Below are 23,842 nucleotides of genomic sequence, written 5' to 3' on the forward strand. Positions count from 1 at the left end.
TCTTTCAAGAAGTCTTGATGACTCCTTGGATCTGGGTAGTGCTTGACCTATGGGAACATAGGGTAGACCGTTCGTTGAAATTTTTTGTTTTTCTTCTGTTTGATTTGTTGCCGTGGTTGTGTTTGTTTACTGGTTTGATCCAGTTGATTTACTTGAGAGTTACCATGAATACTGTCGGTAACAGTAGCAACCTTAGTAGAACTCGTTCCACTCGCTGAAGTATTTATTGGGTTTGCCGATACATGTGCGGAGGCACCAAACGCAAGAAGAATGCTTACGAGTATAGTTTTTTTATTGAATGGATTCATTTTTTTCTCCTTAGAAACTATTCCCAGTCTCATCAAAATGTTTTACATAACCCCCTATCTGAGTAGTAATCGTATATGGCATTTCAGGCAATAAATATAAGCACATGCCTTAATTTGTTATAAAGAAGATCTTTAAAAATGACTAAAGAAAATCTTTAAAAAAGGAGTAAGAAAAATTGAGGTAGTTGTCAAACAAGGTGAGCTTGCTAAGGAAATTAAGCGCCACAAGCTGCTGGGTAATCTTGAATCAGGGCTAAACAGTCCTATAAGGAACAGGTTATGCAATTGGCTTGAGATATGATTGACGATTAATGATAAAGTAAGCCGTCTAATTCCACTTCTAAATCAAAATTGACTTTGTCGGCTTCACCTTGCCGTATGATTGATTTACTGTCTGCGGCTCGCCTTTGCGTCATGTTTGATTTAGAAATGGAAAAATCACATTACCTTCTTTCTGCTTTGGCTTTAATTTATTCCAAGAAATAGCCGCCCTTCATGCAAGCAGTCACACAATTCTCTGTAGACAGTTCTTAGTCGCGCCTGACTAAAATCCTGATCAACAGCACGCAAAATACGACGCGCTAGTGTGCCTCGTTCCAGAATGACAGTTAACGCCTGCCGCCAGGGTTGTACGCTCTGCTCTGACAGCACTGAGGCAATTAAATGCTGCCACAACTCCCGTGCTTTACAGTGTGGTGCAGAGCAACCCATCAATCTCAGATATTCCTGGTCAGTAATCCTCGCTTGCTCGGCATCTCGTATGCAGTCGTTTAGGATCTTGACCAGAGAATCGGTACTGATCGCCTGCTGATTAGCGAATGGTGCGGTGTGCTGGTGATACAATGCATGCACGATATCGCGCACCACTGCAGCGATAGCCAGATCGGCATACGGGCATTCCTGTATATCGATCAACCTGATTTCGATGGCATTGCGCACAAAACGGGCTACTGCGCCGCGTACATTGAACCATTCATACTGCAAGATGCCTTCTGGGTCGAGCGCAGTGATCTCTTGATACATCGGCGCTAGAATCTGCTTTTCATAAGCAGCACGAGTCGTGATCGTGTCTGGTATCACTTTGCCCATGGTCGAAGGGATTTTAATTTGATGTGTCAGGTAATTTTGCAAGCGGCAATCCAGAAAACCGGCTTGATATCCTGCAACAATCGGTGAGCTGGCTGCCAGTGCAGGCAAAATGGGTAACAGCAGTCGGATAGCTGCATGCAAGCGGGCGAATTCAGCATCGTCAGCAAAGGGCATATTGAAGTGCATGCTCTGCAGGTTGGCCCAGCCATGGCGTTTGCAATCAAAAATATCATCATAAGCACGATAGATTTCTGCATGATCATGCGGCCATAATCGTGTCTCGTTTCGAGGATTCATCCAGGGATGCATGGCAGAAGGCATCAATCTAGCGCCCATTAATTCAAGCTCACTATTGATGTGCTGAATTTCTTTCTGAAACAATACGGCAAGAGATTCAATATTCGGCTCAGGCTCAGCATTCTTTAGTTCAAGCAGATGCAGAACAAGTTCATTGGACCAGGCCAGCCGGCCGCACTCGACTTCAGAAACATATCTGCCCGAAAGTTTATGCAGCACTTCATCTGCAATCGGCAGAACGGACAGGCTTTCGCGATCGACAATCATGTATTCCAACTCAATGCCGTAACCTGAGAAAGCGGGCAGCATAGCTTTCACCATCTCCCTGCCTGCTTACGCCGATCCAACCGATGCAAGAATACTGTCATAATCTGTTGATACAAGACGTCCTGGAGAATAGCATCCTCATTGCCAGCATCGACGTTAGGGTTATCATTGATTTCAATAACATAACAGCGCTTGCCGACCTCCTTGATATCTACTCCATACAGACCATCACCGACCAGATTGGCGGCCTTGAGTGCCATTTTCACTACCTTGGGCGGAGCTTCTTCCAATGAGACAGCTTGCGTGACTCCTTCGACGTAATCCCGTTTGTGTTCGCCATGTTTGACAATCTGCCAGTGCCCCGGCGCCATGTAATATTTGCAGACGAATAAGGGACGGCGATCCAGTATCGCAACCCGCCAGTCGAATTCGGTTGGCAGGTATTGCTGGGCAACGATCAGCTCCGATTTGTCCAGCAATTCATCTACTTTATGACGCAACTCTTCTTCTGTCGTGACTTTAGCTACGCCCAGCGAAAATGAGCTATCCGGCTGCTTGAGCACACACGGCAAGGTGAGCGCAGGAATGACCTGTTCGACATTGTCCCGATGTACCAGTAAAGTTTTAGGTACGGGAATGCGGTGCCGCTCCATTAATTCGGCTAGATATACTTTGTTGTTGCACTTGAGAATAGAATTGGGGTCATCAATTACCACTAAACCTTCGGCAGCAGCCCGCCGCGAGAAGCGATAAGTGTAATGATTGACATAGGTAGTATCACGAATAAACAGCGCATCAAATTCAGGTAATCGGCCAAAATCAGTACGCGTAATAAATTCGACATGCATGCCAAGATTTTCTGCTGCCTTCTCGAACTGTTTCATTGCTTTGGCATTGGAGGGCGGTTCGGGATCATTTGGGTCACGCAGAATCGCTAAGTCATAACGAGGCACAGTTTGCTTCTGTATCCATGGTTTGCGCCCCGAAAAATAATCTGTAGCAGCCTGTATGACAAAGCCCTGGTGTTGCAACGGAATATCGCTCGTAGCGATAGCCTTGATGTTGCGAATGCGCCACTGATCCCCCTGCCGATCGAAATAAGCACGCAGCAATGGCGCCGGCAATAAATTAAACAACTGGCGACTGAGCTGATCGTAATGTTTGGCCACATTACGGCCAAAATAAATACTAAGCTCGAATTGATCTGATTTGATCAAGGCGAGTGATTTTTGTATCTGTTCATCCAGATTCTCAGTAATCAATCGCACTAAACCTGGGGAGAGCAGATCCTCGATAACGTTCACCCGCGGAAAAGGCTTATGCCCGCGAGCTTCAGCCAGTAGTGAAACATAATAGCCTAGGCTTTGGTAGCGATAGGATTTACATAGATTGAAGACACGCACTCTGAGCTGGCTGCTATAGGCCGGGTCAGTCAAATACACTCTGGCAGGCACCACCGTTATATCAGGAATATTCAGTGGCCAATCATGAGGATTGCTGACAACAATGAGGTTGCTCATAATAGCTCAATCGCTTGTTGTTCGAGCGTTCGTGGGGGGTGGATGACTAACAAGTTGGAATCATACGTCACAATCCCTAACAAAATCGCACCGATCACCCGGTCAATACTACTCCAGTATTCCTGGGTCGGCCCATAAGGATCAGCTACTAACAGCATACGCCGGGTGCGATTATAACCTGCGATAACCACGAAATGGCCGGCAGGGAAACCACATATATCATCCGGTATATCATCCGGTCCATGCTCGCGCGCAGCACGATACAAAAACGTCGCACTCAATCCAGTCAGAATAGGAAGACCACGGCGCAAGAGGCCATGAATCAATGCATAAGAAAGATCGGCCAGGCGTAGTCGCCCACCCAGACTCAGGAATTCCAGATAGCCTTCAGTAACGTAACGTAGCCTGTGATCCATTTTGGCCTCGCGCTGCTGGCGCAGCCGCTCAGCAATATCCACTCCTGTCACAAACCAGGTTGGATCGAATACCTTCAGATTATAGGTATAGATAGTGGCCTGAAAACCGTTGCGTAAAGCATCGCAAGCCAGAAAAACATCAAATGTGCCCCTGCCGCTTTCCACTTTGCGGATGCGGGCAATGAGATCTTCCAGCGACTCGTCCCTGCCCCAGTAGTCATAAACAGCATGTAAGCAAGTCGGGCCACATGTCGTCTCATCCGGCTGGGGCAGTATCTTGACGGGTAAGTGATGTATCAGTCTCAACTTGGCAGTCATTCTCATCCGCCTCTTAAAGCATGGATAATATATTCATCATGTTAAGGAAAACCTGGTCAGAAGCTACAGTAGCATATTTATTCTTCCATTTCTAAATCAAAACTGATAATCCTCTAGCCAGCCTCCTCGCAGCCAGTTGTTAAACTAGCTGCTGCAAAAACGATGAGGAGACTGAGATGCAACATTACTGCGGAATTGATTTACATTCAAATAATCATGTAGTGGTAGTCATTGACGAAGAAGACAAGCGTGTGTTTGAGAAGCGATTAAGTAATGATTTATCGCTCACACTTCAAGCACTCTCGCTAGAGGATTATCAGTTTTGATTTTGAAATAGAATTAGAAACTTAACTGCGTGCGGAAAGAAAGCACTGATGGATTATCTTTGCGCGTTAGTGTTTCAGAACTTGTATGACCGATATTAGCTTCAGTCAGGTAATAATTCAGCATAAAACGGATATTTTGGTAAGGATACCAATTAATCCCCAGCGTGATGACTTGAACCTGGCATTTCGAAGTCCCTGTCTTGCAAGGATCCACCCCAAGGCTTTGAGTGGCGTTCTCGGCGAGATCATAGCGGGCGGCAAGCTCCAGTGCGCCCCATTTCCTGATCGGTTTCGGTTTGCCAAAAGTACCCCGGTCCTTCTTATAAACTGCATTCTCTCCCGTCACAAACCAGCTTGCCTGGATATAGAAGGCATGGATCGTGGCATCTTTTGTATTTCCATTTACTTGATGGGTATTATCAAGATGCGCTATCGCATATTCGCCTTGTAGCGTTAACGCCTTAAAAGCATACGCTGCTTCAGCAGAGAAAGTCGATTGACTATTGCTATTCGGTGCACCTGGACTTGCCCCTGCCACCCCTAAAGATTGGCTGATCCCCTCACGCCCGCCATAGATATCCACTATCTTGGCAGGTAACGAATCTTTACTGGCAGTATCTCTGCTCAGAGAAAAACCAAGATGAAGAATGTGGCCTTCTTTATCCAGCGGCAGCCAGACCATGCGACCGCCATAAGTTATCCCTTCAATAGGCAAACCAAAATGGGAAAGACTCATGACATCGATACCAAAGCCAATATTGTCTCTGAGCATTGCTTTATAACCAATGCCGGTTAAAAATTGTCGTCCGTTATATATGCCGGTAGAGGAAGTGGATGGACGTTCCATCAGAGTAATTTCGTTGGAGCTGGTTAATTCTTCCATACCACGATAAGGTTTAAATTGACCCAGTGTGATCTGGCCTGGGCCCAGTTTAGTTGAAAGCCAGGCTTCACGCAGGCTATGCGGGAAAGCGCTATTAGCATTAACAGCAAAGTCATTTTCAAATTTGAAATTTAAACTGTAGATTCTGCCTGTGAGCGTAGCGTAGGTACGGCGCCAATTAAACCCATCGCGATCATGACTGCTGAGAAGTTGACTACCGAATGCAGGGTAATTAGGATCAGCTTGATCTGGATAAAATGAATGGACGTCCAGATGCGCGCGGCCGTTGAGTCCTATCTCAAAATTACCCTCATCACTCTTGATTCTCGGGCCTCCTTTAGAGGTCACATTAACCGCATAACAAGGAGTCATGCTTAAAATGATCAATACAATGACGACAAAAAACGGAATAACACGCTTCATGCTGATTGAGTTTTTCAGGAATAATCGCGACCATAACGCCATGATTTGCTTTTATAGTAACAAAAGGATGATTTTCTATTACTCGTTCTGCTCTTCTCTGTATTTTCTCAGAAACTACCACTGAGACGCTCCGGCCAGTTGCTACAATAGCTTTATTAACAATTGCAAATAATCTCCATTTGTAAGATGAACAAACGTCTAGCTACTTGGTTACTCATCATTGCTGGCCTCAGTATAACCGTGTTTAGCTTCTACGTAGTTTCTCTTCCTCTGCTAGCGTCATTCATCAGCGATCAGCTACGCAAACAGGGTATCCTACTTCATTCACTTGCGGTTACGGATGTTTCGTTCAATAGCCTGCTTTTGCGTAATCTGTCGATCGGCAGGGACAATGAGCTGCAAATCAGCAAAATCCATATCACCTGGCGTTTGCACGACCTGCTGGCAGGTACGGTAGGCTCAATTGAAATAAGCGGTCTGCAAGCGGCGCTTGATTTGAGCAGTGAGCAACCTCTTTGGGGTTCGCTTCAATCTGTCATGCCCTCGGCTGGAGAAGATACCGGTGCGATTTGGCTACATGCTATCTCCTTACGAGATTCAATTATTCATCTGCGCTCGGCACAGGGGCACTTTGTCATTACGCTGGAAGGTAACGTTGTTCAAGCTGATTCAGGCATTCAAACTGTCCATCTCGATGCTGAAATTAAAGATTCATTCGTGCAAGGAAAAAGCTCACTTGCTATCGCTAGGGATACTCAGGGACATCTCCAAGGCAAGATCACTGTCTCAGAAGGGAAACTGAATTTGCCCCAGCTAGAAATTTTTAACTTCTCTGGCCAGGCTGCTTTTGTATTCTCAGCAATGCGGCCACAACACATCACAGCTGAATTTGTGCTATCCGATATTCATCTGCCCAATAGCGAACAGAAAGAAAAAGTTTTTGAGCAAGCCAGATTCAACTTGCAAATGGATGAAAATAACGCCCACCTAACTGGAACACTCATGGCTTCCGATGACTCACCCGTGGCACATCTTGATGCCACGGTGCGTCATTACGATGGTACACCTGACATTGAACTGGTTTTAAACACAAGCAACACAGCCAACTATTATCCATGGCAATTACTTGGTCTGGCAAAGCCAGATAGCGGAATGATCACATTACAAATGAAAGTCACAGGACAGACTCCTCCTTTTCAAGAACTCTACCATAATGCGTTGCATGAATTGAATAGTCTGGGCTGGCTGCAGCAGCTTACACTGGCTGGTCAAGCCCGGCTTGAACTGCAAAACCTCAGCTATGCGCAAAAATTATCAAATCTACATGGCCTGCTCAGGCTAGATGCTGCGTTAACCAAGGGTTCAGGCAAACTCGAGCTGCATGCTGAAACAGACCGGCTCGTTATTGGGCCGATAGTGGCCCGTGCTACCTCTGCTGTCTTACCGCTGCAGATTCGTTTCGAGCATGACACCTTGCGAATGGGACTGCAAAAACCGGGGCAGGTCACCATTAAAAAAATTGACCCGATGGATGCTTTCAATCTCAAGAGCTCGTTAGACCTGTCTATCCAGAAGATGGATATGGAGTTGGTAAAAAATTCGCGCGGGGCGATACTTAATCACCACCTCGTAGTATGGCCTCGTCCCATTACATTACTAGTTAAACAGAAACAGGCGGCAGCAGTAGAGGCACAAATTTCCCCAGGAAAAATATCCTTGAGCGGGAAGCTTGGCTCAGGCGAAAAATATCAAGGTCTCGGTACGATCCATCATGCAAGTCTGACTCTACTACCCTCACAGATCCGACTGAATGAGATAACTGCAACGCTGAAATTCGGTACGACTGAGAATAACAGGGTCGCTGACTTCACGATTGGTCAGCTATCTCATCAAATAGTTACACCCTACTTCGCCCCATTCTCCCTTTCCGGCAAGATTACAAGCAAGCCTGTTCATGGGCAACCCAAGGTATATACGATTGATGCTGTCGGTGGAATACCCGGCACACGTTATTTGAGAATCATAGGGGAACACGCACTCGATGGCAGGGAAGGCATGCTGAAGATAATGATTGCCCCGTTAACTTTTGCAACTGATGGCCTGCAACCTAAAACACTTTTTCCCGCTCTTGCCCAGCTTGAGGATGTAAGTGGCATGGTCAGCGCCAGTGTTAAATTCAAGTGGTCCAAGAATGGCATGCGAAGCAACGGCATACTGGATTTAAACAATGTATCGTTTATCCATCAGGCTGCCAAAATCAGCGGGCTGAATGCCACACTGGATTTGGTTGACTTATTGTCGCCACGCAGCCCACCCCGGCAAAGCCTGACTATTCGACAGGTTGATGCGGGTATTCCCATGGAAAATCTGGTGGTTTCTTATCAAATTAAAGATTCACCGCCTCGAATTGTTGTCGAAAAAGCAAACCTTTTCTTGCTAGGCGGCATCGTGTCTTTAGGGCCCACCCTCATCGATCCAACTTCGGTTCGCAATGACATCTTAATACTCGTAAATAATATCGAACTCGCGGCTCTTTTTGACCTGATTAAAGTAGAAGGATTAGCGGGTAATGGTCGTCTCGATGGCAGTATTCCCATCACGTTCGAAGGTGATCATATCATCATCCAAGACAGTCATCTTGAGGCAGACTTACCCGGCACGCTGCAATTCCAATCTGAAAAAGCCGCACAAATGCTGGCAAGCACAGGCAAAGAAATGCAACTATTGCTTCAAGTGCTGCAGGACTTTCACTATACCGAACTGTCATTAAAGCTGAACAAATCCGCTACTCATGACCTGAAAGCCACACTCTCTCTGCTGGGGAATAATCCCAATGTTAAAAAGGGACGGATGTTTCGTTTGAATATTAATCTTGAAAGTAATATTGGTGAAATTCTAGAGGCCATTAATCAGGGCTACAAGTTATCTAACGAAATACTGCGCGATCTGTTCAGGCTAGATTAATTACTTCTCAAATAAATTGTATATAGTATATGTTTGTTATGATTATTATACGATCGTGGCAAAATCCGGCTCTAACGATCAACCAGTAAAGGAAATGCAATCATGTACGAAACTTGTCAAATAAGAAATATCCCCTCTAGCATGGGATTGTTGATACTTTGCTGTTTGTTAATCACCGCCTGCACCCCCACAGTCAAGGTCAAAGCACCACAAGAACCTATCACTATTAATCTTAATGTCAAGCTGGATGCCGATATACGCGTACAGCTTGAAGAAGAAGCGAAAAAAGACATTGAAACCAATCCAAATGTCTTCTAGTGCCAAATGAAATCGATAAGGAAAATATCATGCTCCATATTCCATGCATTTTAAAAACAAAACCTTTACTGGAAATCTTTAGTGCTATCCTTTTGACCTTATTACTCTATGGAACACCTGCCCGAGCCGATAATCTGGAACAGTTACGTGCCTCAGGAGCAATCGGTGAAAGTTATAGCGGATATGTCATTGCCAGGACCCCCCACGCTCAAGCTGAGGCTAAAGCCATTAATACTCAACGTAGAGCAATTTATCAGGAAAAGGCTACTGCCCAGCGAGTGGGTGTTGATCAGGTCGGTAAAGTTTATGCTGTCGAAATATTTAAGAAACTCCCTGCTGGCACTTGGTTCCAAAAAGAGAATGGGCAATGGGTACGGAAATAATAAGGATAATAGCAAATAAATATTGATCAATTCTGAGCTTGCCAGGGCAAATACACGTGTAAAGATACCGATACTATTGAGGGCATCTCTAAAAATTCATATTTGCGAGCATCCGCTTCGCGGATTGCCTGCATACCCCCATCTCGTCATCATACTCCATTGTTCACAAAAAATTTTTCCTTACCTATTAGTTATAGGCTGTGTCAACATTCTTTGTTCTCGTCTTATCTAGTTTAGAACTCTGGAAACTCTGAATTTTTAGAGGCGCCCTTCATTCACTTCTGTATTTTTTCTCGCTCAGCTTCTGCCAGCAATTTAGCCACTGCACCTTCGAGCTCGTGCAGGATGCGTTCTTCTGTGCTTCGCTCTTTTCCATCTGATGCAAGTGCTTGCAGTTGGAGGGGTGGCCCAAAAATTACAGTAATGGGCTGGAAATGTGGCCATACTGTCCCTACTGGAAGTGACTCATAAGCGCCCATAATAGCAGCAGGCACTACCATGACTGGATAGCGTGCGAGAATCATCCCAATTCCTGGCCGGAAGGGTTGTAACTGCCCGGTAACCGATCGGCTGCCTTCGGGAAACCAGACCAGGTTATTTCCTCTGCGCAGAACGGCTGAACCGAAAGCCAGATTGGAAATGGCCTTGCTTTCCTGGTCAATGGGCACTACCTGCGCGATTCTGCTCACTGTGCGGAATACAATATTGCGAAACGCCGCACCGGTAAATCCAGCCCAGTAAGTACGTTGCAAGCGCCGATAATCGAGCACAGCAGCAAGCATAAACGGATCGAGGAAACTGACATGGTTGCTGACCAGCACGAACTGGCTATCGGTAGGTACATGTTCTAATCCTGCTACTCGCACACGAAAAAAGACTCGCATCAGCAGACGGTTAAGCGCATAGAGTCCCCGTGCCACCGCTGATAAAAACGGCCCGTGTAGTCTCAACCAGTGTTTTTGCTGTGACGATAGAAATTCTTCCGGTTGCTCAACCGGCGTCGCAGCCGATCGGGCTGCAGAAGCCTCGCTCACCTCTCGCAGCAGATCGCGTACCGTATCAATACGACTGATAGCCTCTTCACTCAAGTCTACACCCGTACGCTCACCGATTTCGAGCGTCACATTCAACCATTCGATCGAATCAATACCGAGATCGAGTTGTGGGCTGGTATTGAGTGTCAGTCGCCTGGGTGCATAGCGTGTCGTTAGCCATTCCCACACGCTGCGAGCAACAGCATCATCAAACAGCGCCCGATCCTGTTCGATGAGTTCTTCCAATGCCATAGGCCCACTCGCTGTCTCACTGGTTGCTACGGACCTTTTCACGTCTAAATACCGCTCCTTCAAACGATGCCGTTGTAGCTTGCCCAAGCGTGTGCGTGGCAAGGGATCGCGCGTAATGCCATAGTCCGAGATACGCTGATAAGAGGGAAGGGTATGCGCGGCTGACATGAGCGCTTCGCGTACGACGCTTTCGATATCGCTGTTCCGACGCCGAACTTCACGCATCTCTGGAACAATGACGGCAACGAGTCGCCCCTTCTCTGCCAGGATTCCCAACTCACGAATGACTAGGTGTTGTTGATAAACCTCCTCGACATCTTCCGGTTGAACATTCTCACCGCCTTGCGTCACAATCAACGTCGAAGCCCGACCAAGCAGGAAAAGGTAGCCCTCTGTATCGAAACGGCCGAGATCGCCAGTACGGAACCAGCCATCAGCAGTAAATGCCTTAGCTGTTTCTTCAGGCAGATGATGATAGCCAGTGAAGACATTGGGGCCGCGTACCTGCACTTCACCATATGCTTCATCTCTTGCACTCATTTCTTGCACTCATTTCAACGAGCGGCATCAGGCGGACTTGCACACCCGGAAACGGTTTACCGACACTACCGATGCGAAGACTATCGGGATGGTCGTAGCTAATGTTAGGGGCTGTTTCAGTCATACCGTAACCAATCATCAGTTGCAAGCCTAATCCCTCGAGCTTCCAAGCAAGCTCGGGATTAAGTGCGGCGCCGCCGCAAACGGTTAGCCGTAACGAGGGCGCAAAGCGCTGATGCAGTGCTCGGAACAGCCATTGCCCCACGCGCCAGCCAAATACACGACGCAAGTAAAGAGATACCTGAAGCATGCCGTAAAAAAAGGAATAAGCAGCTTTGCCCTGGGCATGCATACGCGCATCAATCGCACTGTAGAGTGCGTCTCATAAAGACGAGGAACGCCGACCATAACGGTAGCCTGACTTTGCTGCATGGCTCGCACGATTTGCGGACCTGTCAAGGCATGGGGTAATACTATCGTTAGTCCTAATGCAAGTGGCAATAGCATGCCGCAGATGAAAGGAAACACATGGTGTAAGGGCAACGGCAGCAGCAGTCTGTCGTCCGTCAGCGTGACGCGGGTTTGGAATAAGTCATGGAGCGAAAAAGCGATATTAGCATGGGTAAGCGGCACGCCTTTGGGCCGCCCAGTGGTACCCGAAGTATAAAACAGGGCCGCTGCATCAGCGGGAATAACTTCAGGCAGAACCACTTCGTCACCTACTGGCAATTGACGCCAGTGGCGCAAATTCGCCTCATCTCCATCGTATAACAATAAGCTGCAAACTCTGGGTGCTGGCCAAGGCTTCGAACCGTGTCAGATGGTCTTCAGTCACAAAGGCTATGCGCACCTGGCTGTCAGTAAACATAAACTCGAGTGTCTGTGTGCCAAGCTGGGCATCGATCGGCACGACTACCGCCCCTGCTTTTAGGATGGCAAGTGCTGCCACAATGGTTTGGAGCGATTGAATGCAAGCAAGGCGACCCGATCGCCTTTTCTTATCCCGAGTTTTGATAATCTGGGCGCAAGCGCTAAGACATTAGCGAAAAGCTCTTGGTAGGTCCAGGTTCGAAGCCCCTGCTTCTGGAGTGAATAGATAGCGATGGCTTCACGCTCCGCACATACATCGATCAGTGTACAGAGTGTCGCAATTTTGGCTACTTCTGATTGCTGAATGTGTTTCGACATTGAGGTCTCCACCATGAACAACAGAATTTTAATTGAGCTTGCTTTGCTCGACTTTTAATACGCTTTTCCTTGCTGATACCAGGCATTATCAAGGCAGCATTTTGTTATTCAAATATCACGAGCGTTTTTCGCATACCGACACACAAGCGGTTTTTGCTGTTTTTGCTTAATGTCAGACAGCACTTTTAAACTCAAATCAAGGCTGGCAACAATGAGTAAAAACTTGTAGTACTGCAAGCCTCAGTACCACCAGATTTTAAATTCTATATACTGAAAAGGTTGTTGAAAAACATATTCGAGGCAGTCGATGCTAAATGTTGATGGCTTTCAGTTTTCCGCTCAGGCAGTCACCGTCTATAGATTCAGTCATCGGGTTGTAAATCAAGGGCAACAATTATTTTGTTATAACCAGTATACATTTCCATCACTGTAAGTATTTCTAAAATATCACGTTCTGAGTAAGCCGATTTTTTTAATGCATTAAAATCAGAGTCATTGAGATGATGAGGATCTTTTGTTGCTGTGCTCACGAATTTAAGTACAAGATCAAGACGCTGATCACTTGATTCGCCATTCGCAATAGACTCGACAGTGGCTGAGTTAAATCCAAGCTTTACAAGATTTTCTTTATGTATGTTTAAGCAAAAATCGCAACCATTTACTTTTGATACTCGTATTGCTATCGCTTCTTTTACCTCTATGGGTAGATTACCTTTTCCCAGAATACTCTTTGTGCGATTCCAATTCGCCTGCAAAATATGAGGATGTAGCGCAAATGCCCGATAAGCTGCAGGAATTCGTCCCACTTTTTCTCTCAGTTCACTGAAGATATCACTGACTTCCAGGTCATTCGTATTTTCAATTTCCAGATTGATTCTCGCCATTTTTTTCCTCTATAACTTGTTTTTAATAAGGTGACAGGAGCTAAGAGAGAAATAAACGCTAATTGATGCATTTGGGGAATAATCGACGTGTAAGCTCCTATCACCAAAGTCAGCTTTTATTTAAACAAATAAAGTGCTTAAGTGGATAGTATGTGCTATGCACAGCTGTAGCTATCCATTGCGCAAAGGAATGGCACTTGCTTTTCTTACAATCCTTAGTAACAGAGATCAGCGTTTATTTTCCTTATTTCCATCAGTATAATCCCGCTCTGATCAAATATTAAATTTATTATTTTTTGCTGAGGCGGTTATGCTGCTGTGGTTCGTTATTTTCTACTTGATGATTTCTGTGGGTATTGGCCTGTATGCTGCCACACGCGTACACAATGCAAAAGACTTTGCTGTTGCAGGACGCTCACTACCCGTGTATGTAGTCACCGCAACGGTTTTCGCTACTTGGTTTGGGGCTGAGGCTGTATTTGGCGTGCCGGCTACTTTCGTTGAAAATGGCTTGACCGGCGTAGCTGCCGACCCCTTTGGTTCCTCGATGTGTCTAGTCATCGCTGGTATCCTTTTTTCACGCTATCTCTACCGGCTCAATATCATCACGCTGGGAGACTTCTACCGCATGCGCTATAGCCGACCAGTCGAAGTGCTCACTTCACTCTGTATTGTTGCAGCCTATTTAGGCTGGGTGGCAGCACAGATCAAGGCACTCGGTTTGATTTTTTACGTCGTTACCGACGGTACGGTAAGTCAGGAAACAGGCATGATTCTTGGTACTGTTATTGTACTCACCTATACGACTTTCGGTGGTATGTTCTCGGTAGCAATCCTGGATTTCGTGCAGATGTTTGTGTCGATGAGCGGCCTGTTTTTTATTGCCTGGATTGTCAGCGACAAAGTCAGCGGTGGTGCGATGGCGGTTATTGATCATGCCAGCTTAGCGGGTAAACTTGATTTTTTCCCCGAAATGGATCCATTAAAATGGATTACCTTCCTCGGCGCCTGGGTCACCATGATGCTCGGTTCTATCCCGCAGCAAGACGTATTTCAACGCATTACCTCAGCAAAAAGCGCTACTGTCGCGCTTTGGGGCTCGGTCATTGGTGCTACCATTTATTTCTGTTTTGCCTTTGTGCCAATGTTCATTGCTTATTCTGCTACTTTGATCGACCCGATGCTATTCGCGAAATTGTTAGCAGAGGATTCTCAATTGTTACTGCCGACACTGGTATTGCAGCACACCCCATTGGCTGCCCAGGTGCTGTTCTTCGGCGCAGTCATCTCCGCAATCATGAGTTGTTCCTCAGCCACTCTTCTTGCTCCGTCTGTGACTTTTGCTGAAAATGTAATCAAGGGCTTTTGGCCGAATATAGGTGATCACCAGTTTCTTTGGATCATGCGAGCAACGTTGGTGAGTTTCGGGGGTATTGTACTCGCGTTCGCATTAAATTCTGATTCCTCTATTTTCGAAATGGTAGAAAGTGCCTACAAGGTCACGCTTGCTGGCGCATTTGTACCATTACTCAGCGGAATATTTTGGAAGCGTGCCACTACTCAGGGTGCGTTAGCGGCAATTTTCGGTGGCTTGTTGTCATGGCTCATGATTGAAATCCTGATCGGGGAAGAAAGTCTGATACCTCCACAACTGGTTGGTCTTAGTATTTCGGCAGTAGGGATGATTGCCGGTTCACTGCTGCCACAATGGGTTGGTCATAAAACACCTGGTCGCTCTTTGCACGAATTACAGCATTATGCGGCTTCGGAAACCCATCATATAGCGCCGCGCTAGCTGCTTCTATGCATGCCGGACAAAAATTAATGCAGGAAATACCGCAAAATACGCTAACTCATCATTTTGCAAAACCTCCTATTCTTGCTTTTTAGCATTTTCTTTAGATCAAATTAAGGTGTCTGCTTATTTTAATTTTTATCAAGAAAGCATACTTTTTGATCTGATTTATTAAGAAGGAGGTTAAGCATTATGGATGCACTTATCACTTTGTTAGCTGTTTTTTCGATTTCCTCTATGCTGGTGGGTTGCAAGAATTCCATGCCACCACAAGCTCCTGAAATAATCTGTGGCACTATCCAGGGATTGACATGCCCTGACCAGCAGTATTGTGATCTTGGTGTCGGTCATTGCAAAGTTGCTGATGCGCAAGGAGTCTGCAAGACTAAACCAGAGAATTGCACAAGGGAATTCGTGCCTGTTTGTGGTTGTGATGGTAAAACATATGGTAATGCATGTGAGGCGGCAGCAGCGGGTGTTTCCATTGATCATGCGGGTGAATGCAAGCCAGCGGAACCCCAGGCGTGTGGTGGCATTGCAGGCATCAAATGTCCAGAAAACCAGATCTGTATTGATAATCCAAGTGATGACTGCGACCCTGCTCAAGGTGGAGCGGATTGCCCGGGAATATGCAAAGCTAAATAGATAGCTTTTGGACTCTGGAAAAATGTGCGCCAAGGAATGACTGTTTAGTTTGATCTGACAGCATGATCAGATATACATTGCAATAGCATCAGGGTACTTTAAAGACATTGTGGTTATGGCGGCTGATTGAGCGTACTTTTTTATGTTTTATGCATTTCCCCTCTGAAAAGGTGATAGAGATCATGAATATAAAACATATCTACCTCAAAATCGAGGCAATACCGAACTACAGTCCCGTTGCTCCTGACGACGCTGAGCATCATAAGCACCGACTTGATTGCATGAGAAACATGGAGCACCTCGACGCTACCATTCCACAATCTGAAGTAGACCGTCGCTCACTGGATGCCCTGGTCTACCGCGAATACCTCGATGCCGCCTATACCATAATAAAAAATACGCCGCTCATTGCTGCGGATACCAATGAACCCCGTGTCGATCGAAGAATTCCCGGAACAGTCATCTATACGCAGCCGGGTGAGAGACTTTATGTCCATGTGCTGAACGGTGATAGCGAGCCACATAGCCTTCATGTGCACGGCCTGCATTATGGCATAGACTCGGATGGTTCTTGGCCTTTCGGCGTACAGGACGAGGCTGGATTTAATCGCAGCGATGCGATTTGTCCTGGCGGCCAGTGGTGCTACATCTTTGATGTGAAAGAAGACGCCATCGGTGCATGGCCTTTCCATGATCATCATATGCACATCGAGGAAGCCGTAAAGCGTGGACTCTTCGGTGGTATTGTGGTTCGGGATGCCCATTGTGAGAAAGCAGACCTTGAAGTACCCATCTTTTTCCACCGTCTCACAGCAAAGGTTGGAAACGCGCTTTTCGATAGTGGTTCGCTTAATGCGGGTGATCTATTCACTTTTACTTTCGGTCAGGAAGGTACTTTCGAATACTATTGCCGTTTCCACCCGATGCAAGGGCGTGTGCGCGTTATGACGACAGGTCCTCTGACAGCAACTATCAACATCCTGGATACACCGGCACGCTTCGAACTTGATGATATAACAGTAGGCGTAGGTGCAGTAGTCACTTGGTATCATGCGGGTAATCAACCTCATACTGTCACCGAGCGCAGCGGTGCCGGGCTGGAGTCATTTGCCATCAATGGGCGCACCTTTGTGGGAAATACGCCTACTATTGTGGCTGAATACGGCACGCGCGTGCGTTGGTATGTATTTAATCTAGATTTGAGCATGGTGTGGCACAATTTCCATTTGCATGGACAGCGGTGGCGATGGGGCAATGAATGGGTCGATACACGCTCGCTCGGACCAGCCGAATCGTTTGTCGCTGATACCATCGTGCCTCCGGTAATCCTCCAGCCTGTGCCCCTTGAATGCGAGTGCAAACCTCACGAGAACCAAGAAGATCACCATACCTCTCCAACGGCAAGTGAATATGAGCAACCAGCGCACTTTTTACAGTGTATGGATCAGCCTGAATACGCATCGAAAGATGCTTACGCTGAGCAATATGGGGAAAAGCGTAAAAAATACCAGTTACAGGGTGACTTCCTGATTCACTGCCACGTGGAGATGCACATGATGGAAGGCATGGCGGCAGTGCTTCGCGCTATCCAGGAAGTCGAGCTGAGCGATGAAGAACTTGACGGGATCTGTTACCAGTTGCCGACAGTGCATGTACACCAATGTCCAGAAGCGGATCCTCATCCATGCGGCGCACATGGCCAAGACAGTTGGGAGCTACTGGATCCATCACCAATCTTCGTGGTTCACGGAGCCCTATTGAGCACTGGCTATGTGTTGCTCTTTTCTGGTGCAGCAGAAATGAATTATCCTCTCGAGGCCCGTATTTGGGATCCGACAACCAAACAGATCATGCCAGATGTCATTACGTTGCCGGAAGATTTTTTCTGTTGCGGCCATTCTTTCCTGGCAGATGGCCGCTTGCTGATCGTCGGTGGCGACACCAACGGTGCAGGACACACCAATAATCGCTGCTTTATCTTTACGCTTAATGTGACGAATCCCACAAACAGCACGTTTAGCCCAGCCGCCAGCATGGCGCATGCACGCTGGTATCCAACGGTGTTGGGCCTGAGCGACGGACGTGTCCTCGCATTTTCTGGCGGTCATCCCGTTGCGGCAGAAGTTGAGGTATTTAATGGCGGTGCGTGGACATCCATCGTCGGTGCAAATCGCTCGTTCGATGAACTGTATCCTGGTATGCATCTTCTGCCTTCAGGAGAAATTTTCTATACGCGTGCTGGCTGGGCCGGCGCAACAGGAACCCAAACCGCTTATTTGGCTATGAGCGGACCAAACAGTGGTAGCTGGACCGATTTTGGACAGCAGCAGTTTTACGATCGCCAAGAAGGCATGAGCCTTCTCATGATCGATACGACCGCAAGCCCTGAACGTACCCTTCTGTATGTTTTTGGCGGTGGGGTCGCAGGCCCTGCCATTGCTCGCAACAATGCAACTGCTGAAGTAATCGAATTCAACGGGAACATTGCTGGTTCGGCATGGGCGCGTATCGCCGACATGAATTTTGGCCGCACCAATGTGAATGCTGTGGTATTACCCAACGGTAAGGTGTTTATCATAGGCGGCCACAGCAACGGCCAGAAGTGGTCACCCACACCGGTGCTGGAAACGGAAACCTATGATCCGGCCACAGATAGCTGGACAGTGGGCGCACCATTAAATTTCCCACGCCAGTATCACTCGGTATGTATTCTGCTGCCGGACGGAAAAGTGCTCGCAGCAGGCGGAGTTGCACCAGGCACAATGGAACAGGATCAGCATTCTATGGAGCTTTATTCACCGAATTATCTTAGTTTGGGTGCACGACCCATTATTTCGAATTCGCCGCCTTCGATCAGCTATGCAAGCATTTTTGTGATCGAGACGCCGCAGGCGATTGCTATTAATGCAGTGGTGCTGATCGCACCAATTGCGGTAACGCATCATACCGATGCCGGCCAGCGTTACATTAAATTGCCTGTCCATTCACAGACTGTCACCATTGTAGAAACTGAAGCGCCAGCGCATGGCAATATTGCGCCACCAGGATACTACATGTTGTTTATCATCAATGATCAGGGAGTGCCATCAGAGGCGAGGTTTGTGTTGATTGCTTAGCTTTAAGCTGACATGAAAAGACAAGGTAGCGCTAATAAAAAGACATCATATTAACTATAAAGCCAAGAGGTATTTTATGAAAACAAGCCATACAAATTCAGCTGAAAAACCAAGTGCTACCAATGTTTTTAGTAGTAAGTTAGGCCACTTTTTCTTCCATGTTGAACTAGATCTGGTGGCCTGCCATCAGCCCAAGTGGAACCATTGCGGGCTAAAAGCTGTTCTCCCTTGAGAGCATTAAACCAAATGAGGTGACTATCATGAAACAACACAATATGATCAAGCTTTTCTCTTTTCTGCTCGGATCAGTGTGCTGGTCTGGTTTCATCGGCACTCAACCAATCGCTCAGGCAGAAACAACGCAATACTCAGAGACAATCAAAACTGAGTATCAATATGCAGCTAAAGTTACCTGTTCGCTATTGTTACCCCATCAGGATGGGAATTTGGCGAAGGGCACTTACCGTACAGCCGTCAATATCCACAACCCTACTAATAAAAAAATCACTCTTGCAGCCAAGGTGGCACTTGCAACACAGTTTGGTTCTGAGCCAGGCTCCTTCGATGTCACACCTTTTAAAGGAATAGTTCTCCAGCCAGACGGAGCAGTTGGCGTAAATTGCTTTGATATTGCAGGCTACTTTTGTCCAATAGATGGTGTTTGTGTGGATTTTGCCTTTCTGGAGGGATTCCTGGTTGTTAAAAGCCCTGTTCCATTGGATGTTGTGAGCGTGTATACCGCTCGGCATAACGAAGGAGAGGTTGAATCCATTGCGGTTGAAACAATTCAACCACGAAAGGTTGAAGAAAGCATTAAGCTTGGGCCAACAAAGCCCACTAAACCAGGTGAGGGAAAACGTATGGATTATCCGCCCAAAGACAGTTCTGCTTACCATGATCAGAAACCCAAACAAATGTGTGGAGGCATTGCCGCATTACCTTGCCCTGAAGGAATGAAGTGTGTAGATGACCCTTCGGATAATTGCGATCCTGCTAACGGTGGTGCCGATTGTGCAGGCATCTGTGTGAAATAACTGTATGCAGGCGTAGAATTAGATCTGTAAAAAATGCAATCAGTTACGCTGTTCTTGAAATGATTCATACCAGCCTGCTGTGAGTGTGCAGGATGTTAATCGCAAGAGCATAGTGTCAAAAAATTACGATTGTTGATTAGTTGACAAGTTTCCTGTGCTTCTTTTTATACATCCTTGCACGCTCGCTCTATCCTCTTAAGTAACAATAGCAGGAAACAAGTTGTTGCGATTCTCATGGGCATGGCACGCATTCCTACGAACCAAGGATTAAACTGGAGATAATATAGGATTTTAAGTGAGGCTAGTATCTGCGCGTCACTTAGTGAAATAATTGGATAACTGACCCCAATAGAATAAAAAAACAGATAAACGTAGAATCATTTCCCCACCAAGGTGAAATAATTCATAGAATTTTCTTTAATTGATATCTGTTTTATAGCTCTAGGTGAATATGGATTGAGATGAAACAATTGAATGAACAGTGCTTTCGATAAATTAATTAAGCGATAAATTATATGTATATAGTATTTAATAGCTTTATTAATCAAGAAAATAATAAGCTTGGCGGTGACCTACTTTCACATGCGAAAACACACTATCATCGGCGCAACTTCGTTTCACGGTTCTGTTCGGAATGGGAAGAGGTGGTTCCAAAGCGCTATAGCCGCCAAGCGTAACCTTTTTTGTTTTAAAGTAGATTAAAACAACTAAACTTTTAAATTAATTTTTCTGTCAAGAGATGTTAATTTATTCTCAAAATTATAGGATCAAGCCGCACGGCCAATTAGTATCGGTTAGCTTAACATATTACTATGCTTCCACATCCGACCTATCAACGTTGTAGTCTTCAACGAGCCTTTAGGGGGATTTACTCCCCGGGAAATCTAATCTTGTGGCAAGTTTCCCGCTTAGATGCTTTCAGCGGTTATCTTTTCCATACTTAGCTACCCGGCAATACGACTGGCGTCATAACCGGTACACCAGAGGTATGTCCACTCCGGTCCTCTCGTACTAGGAGCAGCCCCACTCAAATTTCCAGCGCCCACGGCAGATAGGGACCAAACTGTCTCACGACGTTTTAAACCCAGCTCACGTACCACTTTAAATGGCGAACAGCCATACCCTTGGGACCGGCTACAGCCCCAGGATGTGATGAGCCGACATCGAGGTGCCAAACTCCCCCGTCGATATGAACTCTTGGGAGGAATCAGCCTGTTATCCCCGGCGTACCTTTTATCCGTTGAGCGATGGCCCTTCCATACAGAACCACCGGATCACTATGACCTGCTTTCGCATCTGCTCGACTTGTCAGTCTCGCAGTTAAGCACGCTTATGCCATTGCACTATCAGCACGATTTCCGACCGTACCTAGCGTACCTTCGTACTCCTCCGTTACACTTTGGGAGGAGACCGCCCCAGTCAAACTGCCTACCATACACGGTCCCCAATCCAGCTTATGGATCTAGGTTAGAATCTCAACAACACCAGGGTGGTATTTCAAGGACGGCTCCATATACTCTGGCGAGTATACTTCACAGCCTCCCACCTATCCTACACAAGCATTGTCAAAATCCAATGTAAAGCTACAGTAAAGGTGCACGGGGTCTTTCCGTCTAGCCGCGGGTAGATTGCATCTTCACAAACATTTCAATTTCGCTGAGTCCCAGGAGGAGACAGTATGGCCATCGTTACGCCATTCGTGCAGGTCGGAACTTACCCGACAAGGAATTTCGCTACCTTAGGACCGTTATAGTTACGGCCGCCGTTTACCGGGGCTTCAATCAAGAGCTTGCACCCCATCATTTAACCTTCCGGCACCGGGCAGGCGTCACACCCTATACGTCCACTTTCGTGTTTGCAGAGTGCTGTGTTTTTATTAAACAGTCGCAGCCATCTTTTTATTGCAACCTTTCTCAGCTCCTCGCGCAAGGCGATTCACTTACTAAAGGCACACCTTCTCCCGAAGTTACGGTGTCAATTTGCCGAGTTCCTTCTCCTGGGTTCTCTCAAGCGCCTTAGAATTCTCATCCTTCCCACCTGTGTCGGTTTACGGTACGGTCCTTACATAACTGAAGCTTAGCGGCTTTTCCTGGAAGCATGGTATTACTCACTTGGCACTCCGAAGAGTGTTTCGTTATCACGTCTCAACTTAGCCGCCCGGATTTGCCTAAGCAGCATGTCTACACGCTTCAACCAGGACATCCAACACCTGGCTGAGCTAACCTTCTCCGTCCCCGCATCGCATTATGTAAAGGTACTGGAATATTAACCAGTTTCCCATCAGTTACGCATTTCTGCCTCACCTTAGGGGCCGACTCACCCTGCGTCGATTAACGTTGCACAGGAAACCTTGGGTTTTCGGCGAGGAAGCTTTTCACTTCCTTTATCGCTACTCATGTCAGCATTCGCACTTCCGATACCTCCAGCAATTTTTACAAATCACCTTCACAGGCCTACGGAACGCTCTCCTACCATTCGCACTTACGTGCGAATCCCTAGCTTCAGTGTATAGTTTAAGCCCCGTTACATCTTCCGCGCAGGACGACTCGATCAGTGAGCTATTACGCTTTCTTTAAAGGATGGCTGCTTCTAAGCCAACCTCCTGACTGTCTATGCCTTCCCACCTCGTTTACCACTTAACTATATCTTTGGGACCTTAGCTGAGGGTCTGGGTTGTTTCCCTCTTGACACCGAACGTTAGCACCCGATGTCTGTCTCCCATGCTAAAACTCTTTGGTATTCGGAGTTTGCAATGGTTTGGTAAGTCTCAATGACCCCCTAGCCATAACAGTGCTCTACCCCCAAAGGTTATACATGAGGCACTACCTAAATAGTTTTCGGAGAGAACCAGCTATTTCCAGATTTGTTTAGCCTTTCACCCCTACCCACAGCTCATCCCCTAATTTTTCAACATTAGTGGGTTCGGACCTCCACGAAGTGTTACCTTCCTTTCATCCTGGCCATGAGTAGATCATCTGGTTTCGGGTCTACACCCAGCAACTTAGTCGCCCTATTAAGACTCGCTTTCGCTACGCCTCCCCTAATCGGTTAAGCTTGCTACTGAATGTAAGTCGCTGACCCATTATACAAAAGGTACGCAGTCACCCTATACAGGGCTCCCACTGTTTGTATGCATGCGGTTTCAGGATCTATTTCACTCCCCTCCCGGGGTTCTTTTCACCTTTCCCTCACGGTACTAGTTCACTATCGGTCGATTACGAGTATTTAGCCTTGGAGGATGGTCCCCCCATCTTCAGACAGAATTTCACGTGTTCCGCCCTACTTTTTTCAATCCTAGTTCCACATCAGAATTTTCGCCTACGAGACTATCACTCTCTATGGTTCAACTTTCCAGAAAATTCGACTAATTCCGATGCTAAAGATTGATGGCTGATCCCATTTCGCTCGCCACTACTTTGGGAATCTCGGTTGATTTCTTTTCCTCTAACTACTTAGATGTTTCAGTTCGTTAGGTTCGCTTCACTCATCCTATATATTCAGATGAGGATGATCCTTGCGGATCGGGTTTCCCCATTCGGACATCTCCGGATCAAAGCTTGTTTATCAGCTCCCCGAAGCTTATCGCAGATTTCCACGTCCTTCATCGCCTGTAATCGCCAAGGCATCCACCACATGCACTTATTTGCTTGACCCTATAATTTTGAGAACTTCTTTTCTTGATTACAACTCCAGATTTTCAAAATATTAACTATCTTTCCAGATAATATTTTATGCTCCAACAAATATTAATCAATTGATCCAATTAATATTCATATATCAGCTTTTTATGTTTCTGAATTTGTTTAATTTACAATCTACTTTTTCTATTTTTTTAAAGAACA

The 23,842-nt window shown here is 46.5% G+C and carries 18 protein-coding genes, 2 rRNA genes and 1 pseudogene; 9 read left to right on the top strand and 12 right to left on the bottom strand.

Annotated elements, in window-relative coordinates:
• Positions 1-47: 47 nt before the first annotated feature.
• The 4 genes from AAW31_RS00315 to AAW31_RS00330 form a co-directional block, all read right to left on the bottom strand.
• Complete coding sequence (locus AAW31_RS00315) at positions 48-308, bottom strand: hypothetical protein (protein WP_046848719.1); 261 nt, start codon at positions 306-308, stop codon at positions 48-50.
• A gap of 465 nt (positions 309-773) precedes the next feature.
• Entirely contained in the window at positions 774-2,015 is a 1,242-nt protein-coding gene (locus AAW31_RS00320) for a carboxylate-amine ligase (protein ID WP_046848720.1), read from the bottom strand.
• Positions 2,009-3,481 (bottom strand): RimK family protein, encoded by a 1,473-nt coding sequence (locus tag AAW31_RS00325; protein WP_046848721.1) that lies wholly within the window; start codon positions 3,479-3,481, stop codon positions 2,009-2,011. The genes AAW31_RS00320 and AAW31_RS00325 overlap by 7 nt, the downstream gene beginning before the upstream one ends.
• Entirely contained in the window at positions 3,478-4,215 is a 738-nt protein-coding gene (locus AAW31_RS00330; protein ID WP_046848722.1) for a C39 family peptidase, read from the bottom strand. The genes AAW31_RS00325 and AAW31_RS00330 overlap by 4 nt, the downstream gene beginning before the upstream one ends.
• Positions 4,216-4,391: 176 nt before the next feature.
• On the opposite strand from AAW31_RS00330, the gene AAW31_RS21560 reads away from it, so the two are divergent.
• Complete coding sequence (locus AAW31_RS21560; protein ID WP_139297490.1) at positions 4,392-4,541, top strand: IS110 family transposase; 150 nt, start codon at positions 4,392-4,394, stop codon at positions 4,539-4,541.
• 13 nt (positions 4,542-4,554) lie between these two features.
• Here AAW31_RS21560 and AAW31_RS00335 read toward each other — a convergent pair whose 3' ends face one another.
• Positions 4,555-5,889, bottom strand: coding sequence for an OprO/OprP family phosphate-selective porin (locus AAW31_RS00335; protein ID WP_235264434.1), 1,335 nt, complete (start codon positions 5,887-5,889; stop codon positions 4,555-4,557).
• A 144-nt stretch (positions 5,890-6,033) separates the two neighbouring features.
• On the opposite strand from AAW31_RS00335, the gene AAW31_RS18510 reads away from it, so the two are divergent.
• From AAW31_RS18510 to AAW31_RS00350, 3 genes are all read left to right on the top strand, one after another.
• The gene (locus AAW31_RS18510; protein ID WP_052751966.1) at positions 6,034-8,811 is read left to right on the top strand and encodes a YdbH domain-containing protein; all 2,778 of its coding nucleotides are present in this window, start codon (positions 6,034-6,036) and stop codon (positions 8,809-8,811) included.
• 102 nt (positions 8,812-8,913) lie between these two features.
• Positions 8,914-9,129, top strand: a complete 216-nt coding sequence (locus AAW31_RS00345; protein ID WP_046848723.1) for a YnbE family lipoprotein — start codon at positions 8,914-8,916, stop codon at positions 9,127-9,129.
• Between the two features lie 29 nt (positions 9,130-9,158).
• Positions 9,159-9,512: a YdbL family protein gene (locus tag AAW31_RS00350; RefSeq protein WP_046851362.1), complete on the top strand. Its 354-nt coding sequence runs from the start codon at positions 9,159-9,161 to the stop codon at positions 9,510-9,512.
• A 275-nt stretch (positions 9,513-9,787) separates the two neighbouring features.
• Here AAW31_RS00350 and AAW31_RS18515 read toward each other — a convergent pair whose 3' ends face one another.
• From AAW31_RS18515 to AAW31_RS18530, 5 genes and pseudogenes are all read right to left on the bottom strand, one after another.
• Positions 9,788-11,338: a 1-acyl-sn-glycerol-3-phosphate acyltransferase gene (locus AAW31_RS18515; protein ID WP_052751967.1), complete on the bottom strand. Its 1,551-nt coding sequence runs from the start codon at positions 11,336-11,338 to the stop codon at positions 9,788-9,790.
• Positions 11,322-11,603, bottom strand: a complete 282-nt coding sequence (locus AAW31_RS22945; RefSeq protein ID WP_158441303.1) for an AMP-binding protein — start codon at positions 11,601-11,603, stop codon at positions 11,322-11,324. Before AAW31_RS22945 ends, AAW31_RS18515 begins: the two co-directional genes overlap by 17 nt.
• Positions 11,546-12,085: an AMP-binding protein gene (locus tag AAW31_RS22950; protein WP_158441305.1), complete on the bottom strand. Its 540-nt coding sequence runs from the start codon at positions 12,083-12,085 to the stop codon at positions 11,546-11,548. The genes AAW31_RS22945 and AAW31_RS22950 overlap by 58 nt, the downstream gene beginning before the upstream one ends.
• A 7-nt stretch (positions 12,086-12,092) precedes the next feature.
• Positions 12,093-12,541 (bottom strand): annotated as a pseudogene (locus AAW31_RS23305) (AMP-binding protein).
• A 347-nt stretch (positions 12,542-12,888) separates the two neighbouring features.
• Complete coding sequence (locus tag AAW31_RS18530) at positions 12,889-13,410, bottom strand: carboxymuconolactone decarboxylase family protein (protein WP_052751970.1); 522 nt, start codon at positions 13,408-13,410, stop codon at positions 12,889-12,891.
• A gap of 310 nt (positions 13,411-13,720) precedes the next feature.
• On the opposite strand from AAW31_RS18530, the gene AAW31_RS00365 reads away from it, so the two are divergent.
• The 5 genes from AAW31_RS00365 to AAW31_RS00380 all read left to right on the top strand — a co-directional run bounded on the left by AAW31_RS00365 (position 13,721) and on the right by AAW31_RS00380 (position 20,000).
• The gene (locus AAW31_RS00365) at positions 13,721-15,205 is read left to right on the top strand and encodes a sodium:solute symporter family protein (RefSeq protein WP_046848724.1); all 1,485 of its coding nucleotides are present in this window, start codon (positions 13,721-13,723) and stop codon (positions 15,203-15,205) included.
• A gap of 192 nt (positions 15,206-15,397) precedes the next feature.
• A complete protein-coding gene (locus AAW31_RS00370; RefSeq protein WP_046848725.1) occupies positions 15,398-15,850 on the top strand; it encodes a Kazal-type serine protease inhibitor family protein in 453 nt (150 codons plus the stop codon).
• A gap of 182 nt (positions 15,851-16,032) precedes the next feature.
• On the top strand, positions 16,033-18,966 hold the full coding sequence (locus AAW31_RS00375) for a galactose oxidase-like domain-containing protein (protein ID WP_158441309.1): 2,934 nt from the start codon (positions 16,033-16,035) through the stop codon (positions 18,964-18,966).
• Positions 18,967-19,042: 76 nt separating this feature from the next.
• On the top strand, positions 19,043-19,198 hold the full coding sequence (locus tag AAW31_RS21025; RefSeq protein WP_158441311.1) for a hypothetical protein: 156 nt from the start codon (positions 19,043-19,045) through the stop codon (positions 19,196-19,198).
• A gap of 28 nt (positions 19,199-19,226) precedes the next feature.
• A complete protein-coding gene (locus tag AAW31_RS00380) occupies positions 19,227-20,000 on the top strand; it encodes a hypothetical protein (protein ID WP_046848727.1) in 774 nt (257 codons plus the stop codon).
• 559 nt (positions 20,001-20,559) lie between these two features.
• On the opposite strand, the gene rrf is transcribed toward AAW31_RS00380, so the two are convergent.
• A 5S ribosomal RNA gene (gene rrf / locus AAW31_RS00385) occupies positions 20,560-20,672 on the bottom strand.
• A gap of 91 nt (positions 20,673-20,763) precedes the next feature.
• A 23S ribosomal RNA gene (locus AAW31_RS00390) occupies positions 20,764-23,653 on the bottom strand.
• Positions 23,654-23,842 lie beyond the last annotated feature (189 nt).

This window comes from Nitrosomonas communis, assembly GCF_001007935.1.
Lineage (GTDB): Bacteria > Pseudomonadota > Gammaproteobacteria > Burkholderiales > Nitrosomonadaceae > Nitrosomonas > Nitrosomonas communis.

Excerpts from the sequence above, each read along its gene's own strand:
- AAW31_RS00315 (WP_046848719.1), bottom strand. The coding sequence starts at position 308 with ATGAATCCATTCAATAAAAAAACTATACTCGTAAGCATTCTTCTTGCG.
- AAW31_RS00320 (WP_046848720.1), bottom strand. The coding sequence starts at position 2,015 with ATGGTGAAAGCTATGCTGCCCGCTTTCTCAGGTTACGGCATTGAGTTG.
- AAW31_RS00325 (WP_046848721.1), bottom strand. The coding sequence starts at position 3,481 with ATGAGCAACCTCATTGTTGTCAGCAATCCTCATGATTGGCCACTGAAT.
- AAW31_RS00330 (WP_046848722.1), bottom strand. The coding sequence starts at position 4,215 with ATGACTGCCAAGTTGAGACTGATACATCACTTACCCGTCAAGATACTG.
- AAW31_RS21560 (WP_139297490.1), top strand. The coding sequence starts at position 4,392 with ATGCAACATTACTGCGGAATTGATTTACATTCAAATAATCATGTAGTG.
- AAW31_RS00335 (WP_235264434.1), bottom strand. The coding sequence starts at position 5,889 with ATGGCGTTATGGTCGCGATTATTCCTGAAAAACTCAATCAGCATGAAG.
- AAW31_RS18510 (WP_052751966.1), top strand. The coding sequence starts at position 6,034 with ATGAACAAACGTCTAGCTACTTGGTTACTCATCATTGCTGGCCTCAGT.
- AAW31_RS00345 (WP_046848723.1), top strand. The coding sequence starts at position 8,914 with ATGTACGAAACTTGTCAAATAAGAAATATCCCCTCTAGCATGGGATTG.
- AAW31_RS00350 (WP_046851362.1), top strand. The coding sequence starts at position 9,159 with ATGCTCCATATTCCATGCATTTTAAAAACAAAACCTTTACTGGAAATC.
- AAW31_RS18515 (WP_052751967.1), bottom strand. The coding sequence starts at position 11,338 with ATGAGTGCAAGAGATGAAGCATATGGTGAAGTGCAGGTACGCGGCCCC.
- AAW31_RS18530 (WP_052751970.1), bottom strand. The coding sequence starts at position 13,410 with ATGGCGAGAATCAATCTGGAAATTGAAAATACGAATGACCTGGAAGTC.
- AAW31_RS00365 (WP_046848724.1), top strand. The coding sequence starts at position 13,721 with ATGCTGCTGTGGTTCGTTATTTTCTACTTGATGATTTCTGTGGGTATT.
- AAW31_RS00370 (WP_046848725.1), top strand. The coding sequence starts at position 15,398 with ATGGATGCACTTATCACTTTGTTAGCTGTTTTTTCGATTTCCTCTATG.
- AAW31_RS00375 (WP_158441309.1), top strand. The coding sequence starts at position 16,033 with ATGAATATAAAACATATCTACCTCAAAATCGAGGCAATACCGAACTAC.
- AAW31_RS21025 (WP_158441311.1), top strand. The coding sequence starts at position 19,043 with ATGAAAACAAGCCATACAAATTCAGCTGAAAAACCAAGTGCTACCAAT.
- AAW31_RS00380 (WP_046848727.1), top strand. The coding sequence starts at position 19,227 with ATGAAACAACACAATATGATCAAGCTTTTCTCTTTTCTGCTCGGATCA.